General features: G+C 56.6%; 15 protein-coding genes. 6 read left to right on the forward strand and 9 right to left on the reverse strand.

Going from position 1 to position 13,747, the window contains the following annotated elements:
* Positions 1-99 precede the first annotated feature (99 nt).
* The 4 genes from infA to trxB form a co-directional block, all read right to left on the reverse strand.
* Positions 100-318 (reverse strand): translation initiation factor IF-1, encoded by a 219-nt coding sequence (infA, locus tag GFN93_RS11615; RefSeq protein WP_022984063.1) that lies wholly within the window; start codon positions 316-318, stop codon positions 100-102.
* Positions 319-417: 99 nt separating this feature from the next.
* Positions 418-1,137 carry an arginyltransferase gene (locus tag GFN93_RS11620; protein WP_153501242.1) on the reverse strand — a complete coding sequence of 240 codons (720 nt, stop codon included), beginning with the start codon at positions 1,135-1,137 and terminating at the stop codon, positions 418-420.
* 53 nt (positions 1,138-1,190) lie between these two features.
* The gene (aat, locus tag GFN93_RS11625; protein ID WP_153501243.1) at positions 1,191-1,919 is read right to left on the reverse strand and encodes a leucyl/phenylalanyl-tRNA--protein transferase; all 729 of its coding nucleotides are present in this window, start codon (positions 1,917-1,919) and stop codon (positions 1,191-1,193) included.
* A 20-nt stretch (positions 1,920-1,939) separates the two neighbouring features.
* The gene (trxB, locus tag GFN93_RS11630; RefSeq protein WP_153501244.1) at positions 1,940-2,887 is read right to left on the reverse strand and encodes a thioredoxin-disulfide reductase; all 948 of its coding nucleotides are present in this window, start codon (positions 2,885-2,887) and stop codon (positions 1,940-1,942) included.
* Positions 2,888-3,201: 314 nt separating this feature from the next.
* On the opposite strand from trxB, the gene GFN93_RS11635 reads away from it, so the two are divergent.
* The 6 genes from GFN93_RS11635 to cysG all read left to right on the forward strand — a co-directional run bounded on the left by GFN93_RS11635 (position 3,202) and on the right by cysG (position 10,769).
* Entirely contained in the window at positions 3,202-5,517 is a 2,316-nt protein-coding gene (locus GFN93_RS11635) for a DNA translocase FtsK (protein ID WP_328594568.1), read from the forward strand.
* Positions 5,518-5,548: 31 nt separating this feature from the next.
* The gene (gene lolA, locus GFN93_RS11640) at positions 5,549-6,157 is read left to right on the forward strand and encodes an outer membrane lipoprotein chaperone LolA (protein WP_153501245.1); all 609 of its coding nucleotides are present in this window, start codon (positions 5,549-5,551) and stop codon (positions 6,155-6,157) included.
* Positions 6,157-7,491: a replication-associated recombination protein A gene (locus GFN93_RS11645; protein WP_153501246.1), complete on the forward strand. Its 1,335-nt coding sequence runs from the start codon at positions 6,157-6,159 to the stop codon at positions 7,489-7,491. The genes lolA and GFN93_RS11645 overlap by 1 nt, the downstream gene beginning before the upstream one ends.
* A complete protein-coding gene (locus GFN93_RS11650) occupies positions 7,484-7,876 on the forward strand; it encodes a fluoride efflux transporter FluC (RefSeq protein WP_153501247.1) in 393 nt (130 codons plus the stop codon). The genes GFN93_RS11645 and GFN93_RS11650 overlap by 8 nt, the downstream gene beginning before the upstream one ends.
* Positions 7,877-8,062: 186 nt before the next feature.
* Positions 8,063-9,355 (forward strand): serine--tRNA ligase, encoded by a 1,293-nt coding sequence (gene serS / locus GFN93_RS11655; protein ID WP_153501248.1) that lies wholly within the window; start codon positions 8,063-8,065, stop codon positions 9,353-9,355.
* 31 nt (positions 9,356-9,386) lie between these two features.
* A complete protein-coding gene (cysG, locus tag GFN93_RS11660) occupies positions 9,387-10,769 on the forward strand; it encodes a siroheme synthase CysG (protein WP_153501249.1) in 1,383 nt (460 codons plus the stop codon).
* A gap of 281 nt (positions 10,770-11,050) precedes the next feature.
* Here cysG and GFN93_RS11665 read toward each other — a convergent pair whose 3' ends face one another.
* From GFN93_RS11665 to GFN93_RS11685, 5 genes are read right to left on the reverse strand one after another with little or no spacing between them, the layout of a single operon-like run.
* Positions 11,051-12,040 carry a glycosyl transferase family protein gene (locus GFN93_RS11665; protein WP_153501250.1) on the reverse strand — a complete coding sequence of 330 codons (990 nt, stop codon included), beginning with the start codon at positions 12,038-12,040 and terminating at the stop codon, positions 11,051-11,053.
* A 59-nt stretch (positions 12,041-12,099) separates the two neighbouring features.
* Positions 12,100-12,354: a hypothetical protein gene (locus GFN93_RS11670; protein ID WP_153501251.1), complete on the reverse strand. Its 255-nt coding sequence runs from the start codon at positions 12,352-12,354 to the stop codon at positions 12,100-12,102.
* 1 nt (position 12,355) lies between these two features.
* Positions 12,356-12,658: a hypothetical protein gene (locus GFN93_RS11675; RefSeq protein WP_153501252.1), complete on the reverse strand. Its 303-nt coding sequence runs from the start codon at positions 12,656-12,658 to the stop codon at positions 12,356-12,358.
* Complete coding sequence (gene tusD / locus GFN93_RS11680; RefSeq protein WP_153501253.1) at positions 12,651-13,022, reverse strand: sulfurtransferase complex subunit TusD; 372 nt, start codon at positions 13,020-13,022, stop codon at positions 12,651-12,653. The genes GFN93_RS11675 and tusD overlap by 8 nt, the downstream gene beginning before the upstream one ends.
* On the reverse strand, positions 13,022-13,705 hold the full coding sequence (locus GFN93_RS11685) for a Bax inhibitor-1/YccA family protein (RefSeq protein ID WP_235901808.1): 684 nt from the start codon (positions 13,703-13,705) through the stop codon (positions 13,022-13,024). Before GFN93_RS11685 ends, tusD begins: the two co-directional genes overlap by 1 nt.
* Positions 13,706-13,747: the final 42 nt, after the last annotated feature.

Raw genomic sequence — 13,747 nt, forward strand, 5'->3', positions numbered from 1 at the left:
ATAGTTAAAACCTGAAACAAAAATACCCCCGGCTCGAAAGAGGCGGGGGTATTTTTTAGTTATTAATTATTATCTATTAATTAATAACTGCTTTTTGAATTACTTCATGCGGAAAGTGATACGACCCTTGGTCAGATCATAGGGAGACATTTCCACCTTAACCCGGTCACCAGTGAGGATGCGGATGTAGAATTTACGCATCTTTCCGGAGATGTGGGCAGTGATCACATGACCATTGTCCAGCTTCACACGGAACATCGTGTTAGGCAGGGTTTCAACGATCACACCTTCGAGTTCAATCTGTTCTTCTTTCGCCATCCAACAATTACCTTGGGTTACCGGCTATGAGCGAGGGCGCAATTATGCCGGTAAAGCGCCTCGGCTGCAAAACCTGTTGTTGATTGATGGAAAAAGGGGTTATTTGCCCTCGTCAGGAAGGTCTTTCCAGGCGCCACTTCGCAGAATTTCGAGCGGCTGATACTGGTTCTTGTAACTCATTTTCTGGCACTGGTCGATCCAGTACCCGAGATAAAGGTAGGGAAGGTTGAGCCGTCGGCATTGTTCTATTTGCCAAAGGAGGGCATTCACGCCGAGGCTTCGTTCCTGCTGGTGCGGGTCGAAGAAGGTGTAAACGGCAGAGAGACCGTCCTGCAACTGGTCAGTGACGGCGACGGCCCTCAGCTTTCCCTGTTCACGGAAGCAATAAAAGTGGGTATCTGCCCAGTCGCAGGTCAGAAAGTTGGTGAATTGCTCCTCCGATGGCGGGTACATGTCGCCATCGCCATGGCGCTGATTGATGTAATCCGCGTAAAGGCTGTACAGCTCGCGGGTAAACCGGGCGGGTTCCCGGCTGACCACCAGATCCTGGTTCAGTTTGCGTATCCGGCGATGGCGTCGACGAGGCCTGAAGTCCTCTGCGCGCACTCGTGCAGGAATGCAGGCAGAGCAGTCTTCACAGTGCGGGCGGTACAGGTAATCCCCGCTACGACGAAACCCCAGCAGGCTCAATTCGCTATAGAGCGCTGGTGAGAGTGTGGCCTGTGGGTCCACAAACAGGGTTGAGGCCTGGTGATCTTCCAGGTAACTGCAGGCGTGGGCCGGCGTTCGGAAGAAGCGCAGGGTGGAAAGATCCGTCATGGGATCAGTTTAGCCAACCTGAAAGTCAGTGAAAATCCTTGTCTGACGGCTGGTTAGGTTGTCTTTATGTAGCCAGACAGTTCATCGCGACTCCAGTGCCCCCGTGGCCATGCTCCCGGCTGGGGGGAGTCCGGAATCCACTGCGAGAGATGCTGATGAAAGGTCTCCCTGCTGATCATGCTGGCCCCCATGGAGAGCAGGTGGGGGTTTTCGACCTGGGCATCAATGAGATTGATGCCCAGCGTGGGAGTCAGCTGCTGCAGGGCAGCAAGGGCAATCTTCGAGCCATTCAACTGGGGGGATACCATGGATTCACCAAAAAAGATTCCACCGAGCTGTATCCCGTAAATCCCGCCCGCTATCTCGCCGGATTGCCAGACCTCAAGGCTGTGGGCATAGCCGATTTCGTGGAGATTCACATAGGCATCTATCATTTCCTGGCTTATCCACGTGCCGTGGTCATCCCTTCGCGGGCCGGCACAGAGGGCTATGATCGTTGAGAATGTGGTATCCAGTGTGACCGTGAAATCTGTCTTGTTGAGGTGCCTTCTAAGGCTGCGGCTGATATGAATCTGTTCAGGGTAGAACACACAACGTGGGGCAGGGGACCACCACAGAATGGGCTGATGCTCCGCATCATACCAAGGGAAGATACCTGAAGAGTAAGCCCGGACAAGCGTGTCCGGGCTCAGATCTGCACCGGCGGCCAGTAGGCCGTCCGGGTCGGAGAGGGCATTGCAGGTGTCGGGAAAGGGGGCTCCCGGTTCCAGCCATGGCACCATGAGTGGTTCGCCTCAGCCGATCAGCCTTTCAGGTTATCCAGGTAACGCTCGGCGTCCAGAGCGGCCATACAACCTGAGCCCGCAGAGGTGACCGCCTGACGGTAGATATGGTCAGCAACATCGCCAGCTGCAAAGATGCCCTCGATGCTGGTCTGGGTGGCGTTACCCTCGGTGCCACTTTGTACCTTCAGATAGCCGTCTTTCATGTCCAGTTGCCCAGCGAAGATATCGGTGTTCGGCTTGTGTCCAATGGCGATAAATACACCTTGCAGCTCCAGATCTTTGCTGCCTTCGCCCTGGGTGGACTGAATGCGCACGCCAGTTACACCGCTGTCATCACCCAGCACTTCTTCCAGGGTGTGGTTCCACTCGATGCTGATGTTGTCCTTGGCCAGCAGCTTGTCCTGCAAAATCTTCTCTGAACGCAGGGTGTCGCGACGATGGATCAGGGTAACGTGTTCCGCAATATGGGAGAGATACAGAGCCTCTTCGACGGCGGTGTTGCCGCCGCCCACTACAGCCACACGCTGACCTTTATAGAAGAAACCGTCACAGGTAGCGCAGGCAGACACCCCCCGACCCATAAAGGCTTCTTCAGATTCCAGGCCCAGGTACATGGCAGAAGCCCCCGTGGCGATGATCAGCGCGTCACAAGTATAGGTGCCGGAATCGCCTTTGAGTGTAAACGGGCGGTTATTCAGCTCTACCTCATTGATATGGTCATAGACCATTTGAGTGTCGAAGCGCTCCGCGTGCTGCTGCATGCGCACCATCAGATCAGGGCCCTGCAGCCCCTCCACATCGCCGGGCCAGTTATCGACTTCCGTGGTGGTGGTCAGCTGGCCGCCGGGCTGAATACCGGTAATGACGACCGGCTTGAGGTTGGCACGTGCAGCATAAACTGCGGCGGTATAACCCGCCGGGCCGGAACCAAGGATAATCAGGCGGTGGTGCTGCACGTCACTCATGGGGGAACTCCATTCAAATAAGGTGAAAGTAGACAGATGGTGTCTTAATACCGGCTTAACAAGCCCGATAAACTGCCTTTTCAAGGCGAGAGAAACTACAGTAAAAGCTCGCGCCCGTGAAGCCTGTCAGTGTGATAGCCACAATTAATCGCTAGCATGGGATGAAAATTTATGTGATATCCTTCCTGCTCTGCCTTATACGGCCTGATTGACGCTGGCCGACATCGCACTGTTTGACTACAATCGCAATAATTTCAAATCGTTATCGTCACTTTTTCAGAAAGTGTCTGTACCATTATTTATAGGGGCAAGGCGTGAGCAAAACCGTAGCCGGGCAAGGAGAGTCCGGGTTTTCCCGTCATCTCAAGCGCGGACTGGTCGAGGGCACGGTAATCGCCCTGATTGCCTTTTCAGCTTACCTTCTGCTGGCACTGGTCACGTTTGATAGCCGTGATCCGGGCTGGTCCTATGTGGGCCACACAACCCAAGTACAGAATGCGGCTGGCCGCGCTGGTGCGTTCAGTGCCGATATGCTGTTCAGCCTGTTTGGCTACATGGCCTACCTGTTTCCGGTGCTGGTGGCATTCTGGGCAGGAAAAGTCCTCAAGGAGCGCCATGCCGGATTGCCTGGCAGCTGGCCGCTTTTCAGCCTGCGCCTGGTGGGCTTTGTGCTCACCATGCTGGCGGGGACCGCACTTTCTTACATGCATTTCACCGTAGGTGACCATCTCCCGGAGGGTGCCGGTGGCATCCTCGGGCATCAGATGGGTCAGGCTGCGCTGGATGGCTTTAACCCCCTGGGCGGCACTCTGGTCATGGTGGCCCTGTTCCTGATCGGCGTCACCATCTTTACCGATCTTTCCTGGATCGCCCTGGCTGAGGGGTTGGGCGGACTGGTAATCGATGCCTTTGAAAAGCTTCCCGCCTGGTGGCAGGCCCGCAAGCAGAAACGCGAGGCCCTCAAGCAGAAGAAGGATGCTCATGAAAAGCGGGCCAAGGTCATTGAGGAGGCGCGCAAGAAGGCTGAGACCCGCAAACCGGTAAAAATCGCCGAGCCCGCCAAGCCCGTGGAGAAGAGCGTGCGGGTTCAGAAGGAAAAGCAGCAGAAGCTGTTTACCACTGAAGTCACGGGTGAATTGCCACCCATTGGTCTGCTGGACCCGGTAGAAGAGGCCAAGGGGGGCTACTCAGAAGAAGCCCTTGAAGGCATGTCCCGGCTGCTGGAGATCAAGCTCAAGGACTTCAATATCGACGCTGAGGTCGTTGCCGTTCAACCCGGCCCGGTCATTACCCGCTTTGAAATTCAGCCCGCAGCGGGAATCAAGGTTTCCAAGATTACCAACCTCGCCAAGGATCTTGCACGTTCCCTGGCTGTGATCAGTGTGCGAGTGGTTGAGGTCATTCCTGGCAAGACCACAGTGGGCATTGAAATTCCCAATGAACAGCGGGAAATGATTCGCTTCACTGAAGTGGTGGGCACCCAGATGTTCGACCAGTCGCCGTCACCGCTGACCATGGCGCTGGGCAAGGATATTTCTGGCAACCCGGTGATGGCTGACCTGGCAAAAATGCCTCATTTGCTGGTGGCCGGCACAACGGGTTCGGGTAAATCAGTGGGCGTGAACGCCATGCTGCTATCCATGCTGTTCAAGTCCAACCCGGACGATGTCCGGCTGATTCTCATTGACCCCAAGATGCTGGAATTGGCGGTTTACGATGGCATCCCCCATCTGCTCACCCCGGTGGTCACTGACATGAAGGAAGCCGCCGGAGCGCTTCGCTGGGGTGTCGGTGAAATGGAGCGACGCTACCGCCTCATGGCTGCCATGGGTGTGCGGAATATCTCTGGATATAACCGCAAGCTCGATGATGCCAGGAAGAAGGGCGAGCCGCTGAAGGATCCTCTCTGGAAGCCTAATGATCCGATGAACCTGGAGGAGGAAGCCCCATTGGCTGAGCACCTTCCTTATATTGTCATCGTCATTGACGAATTCGCCGACATGATGATGATCGTCGGCAAGAAAGTGGAAGAATTGATTGCCCGGATCGCCCAGAAAGCTCGTGCCGCAGGTATTCACCTGATTCTGGCTACCCAGCGACCCTCTGTGGATGTGATTACTGGTCTGATCAAGGCGAATGTGCCGTCCCGTATCGGCTTTCAGGTCTCATCCAAGATTGATTCCCGGACCGTGCTGGACCAGGGCGGTGCCGAGCAGCTGCTGGGGCATGGTGACATGCTTTATTTGCCTGGCGGCACCAGTGTTCCGGAACGAGTTCACGGCGCCTTTGTCTCAGATGAAGAGGTGCACCGGGTTTGTGACGATTGGCGCAAGCGCGGCGAGCCAAACTATCTGGAGGAAATTCTGGATGGCGGCTCAGACCTCAGTGCTCCAATGCCTGGCATGGAAGGTGCCGGCGGCGGAGATGACGAAAACGATCCGCTCTACGATGAAGCCGTGGCGTATGTGACGCACTCACGACGTGCCTCGATTTCATCGGTGCAGCGAAAACTGAAAATCGGCTACAACCGCGCAGCCCGACTGGTGGAAGCCATGGAGATGGCCGGTGTAGTGACAGAAGCAGGGCATAACGGTCAACGTGAGGTGATTGCGCCTCCCCCCGTGGAATGACGGGGCGTGACCCCCTGCACAAGGAGATTCAATGCGTAAGTACGTAATGGCGGCTTTATTGGCTCCCTCGCTGGTGTGGGCCGGTGCCACGGATGAATTGTTATCCCGACTGCAGAAATTGCAATCGCTCAAGGGCGGTTTCGAGCAAATGGTGCTCGACAAGGGTGGTACCCACATGCAGCAAGCTGAAGGCACATTTCAGGTGGCCCGGGGCAATCGTTTTTACTGGTCCACCACCAGCCCCTTTTCCCAACTGGCCGTATCCAATGGCGAAACGGTGTGGGTCTATGACGAGGACCTGGAGCAGGTAGTCATCCGCCCACTCAGCAATGATCTGGGTGAAACTCCGGCCCTGTTGTTCAGTGGCAAGCCTGCCGATGTGGCAGCGGCTTTCAGCATTGCCGAACAGGATCGTAACGGTGCAGAGATCACCTATCGGCTAACACCAAAGGGTGATGATCCGCTGTTTGATCAACTGGATGTCTCGTTCAAAGGCGATCAGCCCCAGTCCATGCGTTTGCAGGATGCTCTGGGACAGAAAACCATCATCGATTTCCGCGAACTGACCATCAATAGAGGCATTGATGCCGCGCTTTTCCAGTTTGAGCCACCGGAAGGCACGGACATTATCCAACAGTAATGAACGATCTGTTTGCCGCCGACAAAGCCCAACAAGCGCAGCCCCTGGCTGCGCGTTTGCGTCCTGCCAGTCTGGATGATTATGTTGGTCAGCAGCACCTAGTCGGGCCAGGGAAACCGCTTAGACAGGCGCTGGAGCGCGGCCAGTTACATTCCATGATCCTGTGGGGGCCGCCCGGCACCGGCAAGACGACGCTGGCGCTGATTCTGGCGCAGGCAGTCGATGCAGCCTTTGTGACGCTTTCTGCTGTGCTTTCAGGCGTGAAGGATATTCGCTCTGAAGTCGAGCAGGCTCAGATTCGGCTCGCTCAGGGGCGAAGGACCGTGTTGTTTGTTGACGAGGTTCATCGCTTCAACAAATCCCAGCAGGACGCTTTTCTTCCCCACGTAGAAGACGGCACCATCACTTTTATCGGTGCCACCACCGAAAATCCGTCATTTGAATTGAATAACGCCTTGCTGTCGCGGGCCAGGGTGTACCGGCTTCGCTCATTGGCCCCTGAAGATCTGGCTGGCTTGCTGGCGCGAGCCCTCAAAGAACCACGCCTCAATGGGATGCGGGTAGAGGATGATGCTGCTGAATTGCTGCTGAACTACGCAGACGGCGATGCCCGTCGACTGCTGAATATGCTTGAAGTGGCGGCCGATCTGGCTGATGGAGATGCTCCGCTCATCGATGCAGAGCTGATGAGGGAGGTGCTACGGGATGCCGTGCGGCGTTTCGACAAGGGCGGCGACCTGTTTTACGACCAGATCAGCGCTCTTCACAAGTCGGTGCGAGGCTCTGATCCAGACGCCGCGCTGTATTGGTTTGCTCGCATGCTCGATGGTGGCTGTGATGCACTCTATCTGGCTCGCCGGGTGGTGCGCATGGCCAGCGAGGACATCGGCAATGCGGACCCTCGTGCCCTGACGCTGTGCCTGCAGGCCTGGGACGTCCAGGAGCGCCTAGGCAGCCCGGAAGGTGAGTTGGCCATTGCCCAGGCGATTGCCTACCTGGCCGTGGCGCCCAAAAGCAATGCTGTTTATATGGCGTATAATCGTGCCCGTGCCCTGGTGAGAGAAAAGCCCACCAATGAAGTGCCACTACACCTGCGCAACGCGCCAACCAAGCTAATGAAAGACGAAGGCTACGGAGCCGAGTATCATTACGCCCACGATTTCCCGGATGCCTTCGTCGACGGGGAGAACTATTTCCCGCCCAGCCTGCGTGATACACGGCTCTATGAGCCCGTCAATCGCGGGCTTGAGATCAAGGTGGCTGAGAAGCTTGCCCGGTTACGCCAGCGAAACGCGGACAGTGACTGGCAGCGATATGGAGAGGCCGATGACTGACGCGGGACTGGTTCCCTGGCTGGCGGTAGCCGCTGGAGGCGCTACAGGGGCCTGCCTGCGCTTCGGCACCACGCTGTGGCTTGGCGTGCCGGCGATGCCAGCATGGCCCTGGGCTACATTTTCGGTGAACCTGCTCGGCAGCTTCATGTTCGGCCTGCTCACCGTTGTGCTGGCCAGCATGACCAACAGTGACGGCTGGCGGCTGGCTATCATGACCGGCATGCTGGGCGCGCTGACCACCTTCTCCACCTTTTCGTTTGAACTGGTACGAATGGTGGAGGTGAAGGCCCACGTTCTGGCTGCGGGTTATGCACTGACATCGGTTATCGCGTGTGTCACGTTGGCGGGGTTGGGGCTGACCATCGGACGTCTGATTTTTGAATAACTGGAGAGAGTTAAAAGTTTAACGTTCAAAGTTGTAAAGCGCGCCTCAAGCTTTCTGTTTTCAGTTGCCTTACCCATGATTTCAGCTGTAGGCGCGGGCACAGAGAGTGGCACTGAGCCAGTGATCGCATTTCAACTTTGAACGTTAAACTTTCAACTCGCCTTTCGATTTTGGAGTAAAGAAAACATGCTGGATATTCGTGCCCTGCGTCAGGATGGCGAGGCGATCAAGGCCGCTCTGGCCAAACGCGGTTACAGCCTGGATCTCGACGCCTTTTCTGCGCTTGATGCCAAGCGCAAGCAGGCGGATGTGCGGTCCCAGGATCTTCAGGCAGAGCGCAAGAAGGCGTCCAAGCAAGTAGGGCAGTTGATTCAGTCCGGCATGAATGTGGATGAGGCCAAGGCGCAGGTTGCAGAAACCCTCAAGACTCTGGATACAGAGCTGGATCAGGAAGTGGCAAAAGCCAAGGCAATTAATGATGAAATTGCCGAGTTCCTGATGGGTGTGCCCAATGTGCCACAGGAAAGCGTGCCCGACGGTGCGGATGAAGAAGACAATGTTGAGGTCAGTACCTGGGGAACCCCGAAACAATTCGACTTTGAGCCCAAGGACCACGTGGATGTGGGTGAAGCCCTGAAAGCAGGGTCCCTCGATTTCGAAAATGCCGCCAAGCTTTCCGGTGCGCGTTTCGCCGTGATGAGTGGTGGCGTGGCTCGACTGCATCGCGCTCTTGTGGACTTCATGCTGGACATCCACAGCAATGAGCACGGCTACGAAGAGGTCTACGTTCCTTATCTCGTCGGACCCGAAGCCCTGCGTGGCACAGGCCAGCTGCCCAAGTTCGCAGAAGACCTGTTCAAGATGGAAGGGGAGAGAGAGCTCTACCTTATTCCGACGGCAGAAGTACCGGTCACCAATCTGGTGGCCCATGAGATCCTGGAAGCCGACAGCTTGCCGCGTCGTTTTACCTGCCACACGCCCTGTTTTCGCTCTGAAGCCGGCAGCCATGGAAAGGACACCCGTGGCCTGATTCGCCAGCATCAGTTCGAAAAGGTAGAGCTGGTGCAGATGGTGCGCCCGGAAGAATCTGACGAGGCTCTCGAGCAGCTCACCGGCCACGCTGAGGCCATTTTGCAGAAGCTGGAACTACCTTACCGCAAGGTGATTCTGTGTGGTGGTGACCTGGGTTTCTCATCCACCAAAACCTACGACCTGGAAGTGTGGCTGCCGAGCCAGCAGCGCTACCGTGAGATTTCTTCCTGTTCCAACTTCCGCGATTACCAGGCGCGCCGCATGCAGGCGCGCTGGCGCAACCCGGAAACCGGCAAGCCAGAGCTGCTGCACACCCTGAACGGGTCTGGTCTGGCGGTGGGGCGTACACTGGTAGCCATTCTGGAGAATTACCAGAATGCTGACGGCTCAGTTACCGTGCCAGAGGCCTTGCGTCCTTACATGAGAGGCCTCGAAAAGCTGAGCTGATCGGCAAACGGGCATTGAACAGGAAAGCATCATGGAATTTCTTCCTATTAGCTGGCGTCTTCAGGGTAAGCAGGCCCTGTTGATTGGTGGCGGTGAGGTGGCCTTGCGCAAAGGCCGGCTCCTGCATCGGGCAGGCTCTGCAATAACCGTTGTCGCGCCAGAAGTATGCGACGAATTGCGCCAGATCGCCGTGGATAGCCATGGCGCGGTGCTGGAAAAAGCCTTTGAGGTTGCCGATCTGGATGGCAAATCACTGGTGATCTGTGCCACGGATGATTCTGCGCTGAATGCCCGTGCCGCTGAGCAGGCGGGCCGCAAGGGGCTGCCAGTGAATGTGGTGGATAACCCCTCCTTGGGCGATTTCATTTTTCCCGCCATCGTCGACCGCTCTCCGGTCTTGATCAGCATCAGTTCCTCCGGTGCGTCACCGGTACTGGCCAGAAAGCTGCGCAGCCAGCTCGAGTCTTCCTTGCCTGCCCGTTGGGGCCGTCTTGCTGATTTGATGGCACGCTTTAGACAGCCCCTCAAGGACAAGCTGGATAACGTAGGGGCTCGTCGTTTGTTCTGGGAGCAGACTCTGGATGGCCCCCTGGTGGAAAAAGTGCTGGCAGGTAAGGACAGTGAAGCCGAGACCATGTTGGAGGCCGCCATTGAGGCGGCCGATGCAGAACAGCTCAGTCGCGGCGAGGTATATCTGGTGGGTGCCGGCCCGGGTGACCCCGATTTGCTGACCTTCCGGGCCTTGCGGTTGCTGCAGAAGGCAGACGTGGTGCTGTACGACCGCTTGGTAGGCAAGGGGATTGTGGATCTTGCCCGTCGTGATGCGGAAATGGTTTATGTGGGCAAGGCGCGTGACAAGCATGCGCTGCCCCAGGACAACATCAATGAGCTGCTGGTCCATTATGCCAAGCAGGGCAAGAAGGTGTGCCGCCTGAAGGGGGGCGACCCATTCATTTTCGGCCGAGGCGGAGAAGAGATCGACCTGATCGTTCAGGAGGGCATCGACTTTCAGGTGGTGCCCGGTATTACTGCTGCCAGTGGCTGTGCTGCCTATGGCGGTATTCCGTTGACTCACCGCGACCATGCGCAATCGGTTCGGTTTGTGACGGGGCATCGCAAGGACGGTACCGTAACCCTCGACTGGGAGCATCTGGTCAGTGAAAGCGAAACCGTTGTCTTCTACATGGGGCTGGTAGGGTTGCGCCAGATCTGCGACCAGCTGATGGCCCATGGACGCAAGGGCGATACCCCTATCGCGCTGATCTCCCGTGGCACAACCAATCTCCAGGAAGTGATTACCGGCACCCTGGATAACTTGCCGGACCAGGTGGAAGGGCGTGAGATCCATGCTCCGACACTGATCATTGTGGGCAGTGTGGTAAGTTTGCATCCCAAGTTTGGCTGGTTCAGGTAAGGCAATGAATAGTTGATAGCTAAAATCGACAAGCCAGAACCAAAGACGTAGGGCGGAGATGCTGCAGGGGATCTCCGCCTTTTTTGTTCTGGGTTGTGTAGGAGCTTGTTCCGTACGGGCTCCTGCGGTGAGGGTGGTATTACTTTGGCGCCATCGTGGGGCGGAAATGCCTCAGACAAAGAAGCCGCGATCATAGTCCGGTCACGGCCTCCTGCCTTGCAGGGCGTGTTGAAACATCCCGCGAAGCTACTAATTATTCATGGTTAACTATTCATTGCTTGCTACAGGCGCGAGATATCCCGGTTCTGCCACAACGTGCCAGCCTGCACACGTGCGTCTTCCAGTGAGCCCACCTTGTCCAGCCCCCACAATGCAACAGCAACCGTCTGAATGACCGCATGCTCACCGTATGGATCTTCCTCTTGACCGCGCCACACCCGCTTTAGGGTTTCTGCATCAGGATCACCGGGTGGTGTATGCCGGGGAATAACATTGTCGAGCACGGCGCCGTCCAGGGGCTCACCATGACGTATGCCGGTAATGGCTGTGCGTGCATCCGGACGAATTTCCAGCTCACCACCTTCACCCTTGAACAACAACAGATCACGGTCGCCACACAGTTCCGCGGCGCCCTGATGCAAATCAATATAGGCGGGATGAAATACGCTTTGCATGGATAAAGGGGCTCGGGCCGGGTTAAGGCTTCGGGCAAGCGTATTGATGGGGGATCGCAGGCCCAGATAGAAACGCAAGGTGAGCAAGCGGGAGAGCGGGGAGCAGAATTGCTCGACAGGCAGATAAGCCAACCCCTGTTCATCAAGGTGTTGTGCCGCCTCTGCTACGCCCGTTGCCACTTTCAAGCCCAGAAGCGGCAACAGCTCGTCAGTATAAACCCGGTTCGGTGTATGGGCGGGGCCGCCGTGGAGCAGGGTACGGATGCCGTTATCAGCCAGCAGTATGGTGGCGAGAAGATACCATGGGTGGTGCTTCTTCTTTCCCGCATAGCTGGGCCAGTCCAGCTGCACTGACGGAAAGTTTTTCAATGACTCGTCGCAGAGTCCTCGGCAGGCATCCAGAAAGCCGGCCAGCTCCTCTGGCGTTTCTTCCTTGACACGCAACAGCATGAGGAAAGCGCCAAGTTGAACGTCTTCCACCTTGCCATCCAGGATCATTTGCATGGCTTCACGAGCCTCATCACGGCTCAGGCTGCGGCGAGCGCGTTTGCCTCGTCCCAGTGTGCGCACGTATTCAGCAAAGGCATGTTCGGTCATCGGCGGTCTCGTTATCGGTTCCAGGCCCTGTGAGGGGCCATGAGCGTGACAGGGGGCGGTTAATACCAGCTGGTGCAGGGGCCATGGTTAGCCACTAGTTCCAGCAGGGTTGAGTGATCAATTTCTTCAAGCTCGCTGCTTGCAACGGTGATGTGGGGGTGCACAAGCCGATATGCCTTGCCACCGGGCCGGAAAGTGGAAGCAAGGAGCAGGCCTGCATCAGTGAACACGCAGATATCGTCTTGCTGGTAAAGCGCGAGGAAACTATCGATGCCTGCCTTGTCGCCTGGCTTGAGTCCGATCAGATGCAGCATGTCAGAATACCATTACCTGCTTGCAGTCCGCCCGCAATGCCAACAGCGCTTCTGCATTGAGCGTTTTCAGGTTCAGTCCGCAGCTTGGCGCGTTTTCGGATCTGACACAGGTCACCCCGAAATCGGCGAGTTGCTGCAGGTGTTCATTGGGGGGCATCAATGCCAGTGCAGCCAGGCAACCGTCGGTCAGCCATAGCGTGGTGGGTTGACCAAAGGCGGCACCTGTCATCAGCATATCCAGCATCTCCTGGAAACGATCAGTGAGCGGAGCGTTGGCGGTAGCGATATAGAGTTGATTAGCCAAACTGCAACACTCGCTCTGCATTGATCATGGCGTCTGCCCATTGGCCAAGACCGGCGAGAACAAAGCCTTCTGCCAGAGTCCTGCCTTGATCCCCCGACACAATTCCCCGTCTCTGCGCCGCCCCTACGCACACTTCTGCCTCAATCCCGGTTTCCTTGATCCACTGCTGCCATTGCTGGGCCGTATTGGCATTGTCACCATCGCCGCGCCAGGCATGGCGATTGGCGAGATGCACAGCATCCGCATAGAAAAACAGTCGGTAGAAGTGGTGTTCGGGGTGGGCGTGAAGTGCTTGGGCGGTGTGAAGGGCGGTCAATGCGGCGGGGGAATCCGCCGCCGCATTGACCAGTAGTGCAAATTGCATCAGTCGTCGCCGCTGAGCGCAGTCAGCAGGTGGAGCAGTGACATGAACAGGTTGTAGATGGAAACGAACAGGGTAACGGTGGCGAGGATGTAATTGGTTTCGCCGCCATGAATGATGGCGCTGGTCTGCCACATGATGAGCAGGGAAGACAGCATGACGAATGCTGCAGAAACCGCCAGGCTCAGAGCAGGAATACCGAAAAACAGGTTCGCAAGACTTGCAACGAACGCCACCAGAATACCAATCATGATGAAGTTGGTCAGGAAGCTGAAGTCCTTGCGGGTAACCAGCGCGATGGCCGACATGGCCACAAAGATGAAAGCGGTACCACCCAGTGCAGTCGTAACGATCTCCATGCCACCCGGAATCTGGGCATACATATTGATGATTGGGCCAGTGGTGAAGCCCAGCCAGCCGGTCAGGCCAAATACCGCCAGAATGCCCCATGCGCTATTGCGCAACATGTTGGTTGCGATCAGCAGACCGAAATACACACCGATGGTCAGGAAGGGGTTAACAAAGCTGACATTGCTGGACATGGCAAACCAGGAGGCTCCGGTCGCCACGATCAGGGACAGGCCCAGCAACATGTAGGTGTTTTTCAGAACCTGGGCCGCACGCTCTCCAGTGACGGCCATGCCGTGCTGTTGCGGAGTGGAGTAGGGATTGGTCTGGTTATTCATAATCTGGATCATCCTTGTGAATGGTACCTGTGATAATAAGGG

It is taken from the genome of Alcanivorax sediminis (assembly GCF_009601165.1).
GTDB lineage: Bacteria > Pseudomonadota > Gammaproteobacteria > Pseudomonadales > Alcanivoracaceae > Alcanivorax > Alcanivorax sediminis.

Excerpts from the sequence above, each read along its gene's own strand:
- infA (WP_022984063.1), bottom strand. The coding sequence starts at position 318 with ATGGCGAAAGAAGAACAGATTGAACTCGAAGGTGTGATCGTTGAAACC.
- GFN93_RS11620 (WP_153501242.1), bottom strand. The coding sequence starts at position 1,137 with ATGACGGATCTTTCCACCCTGCGCTTCTTCCGAACGCCGGCCCACGCC.
- aat (WP_153501243.1), bottom strand. The coding sequence starts at position 1,919 with ATGGTGCCATGGCTGGAACCGGGAGCCCCCTTTCCCGACACCTGCAAT.
- trxB (WP_153501244.1), bottom strand. The coding sequence starts at position 2,887 with ATGAGTGACGTGCAGCACCACCGCCTGATTATCCTTGGTTCCGGCCCG.
- lolA (WP_153501245.1), top strand. The coding sequence starts at position 5,549 with ATGCGTAAGTACGTAATGGCGGCTTTATTGGCTCCCTCGCTGGTGTGG.
- GFN93_RS11645 (WP_153501246.1), top strand. The coding sequence starts at position 6,157 with ATGAACGATCTGTTTGCCGCCGACAAAGCCCAACAAGCGCAGCCCCTG.
- GFN93_RS11650 (WP_153501247.1), top strand. The coding sequence starts at position 7,484 with ATGACTGACGCGGGACTGGTTCCCTGGCTGGCGGTAGCCGCTGGAGGC.
- serS (WP_153501248.1), top strand. The coding sequence starts at position 8,063 with ATGCTGGATATTCGTGCCCTGCGTCAGGATGGCGAGGCGATCAAGGCC.
- cysG (WP_153501249.1), top strand. The coding sequence starts at position 9,387 with ATGGAATTTCTTCCTATTAGCTGGCGTCTTCAGGGTAAGCAGGCCCTG.
- GFN93_RS11665 (WP_153501250.1), bottom strand. The coding sequence starts at position 12,040 with ATGACCGAACATGCCTTTGCTGAATACGTGCGCACACTGGGACGAGGC.
- GFN93_RS11670 (WP_153501251.1), bottom strand. The coding sequence starts at position 12,354 with ATGCTGCATCTGATCGGACTCAAGCCAGGCGACAAGGCAGGCATCGAT.
- tusD (WP_153501253.1), bottom strand. The coding sequence starts at position 13,022 with ATGCAATTTGCACTACTGGTCAATGCGGCGGCGGATTCCCCCGCCGCA.
- GFN93_RS11685 (WP_235901808.1), bottom strand. The coding sequence starts at position 13,705 with ATGAATAACCAGACCAATCCCTACTCCACTCCGCAACAGCACGGCATG.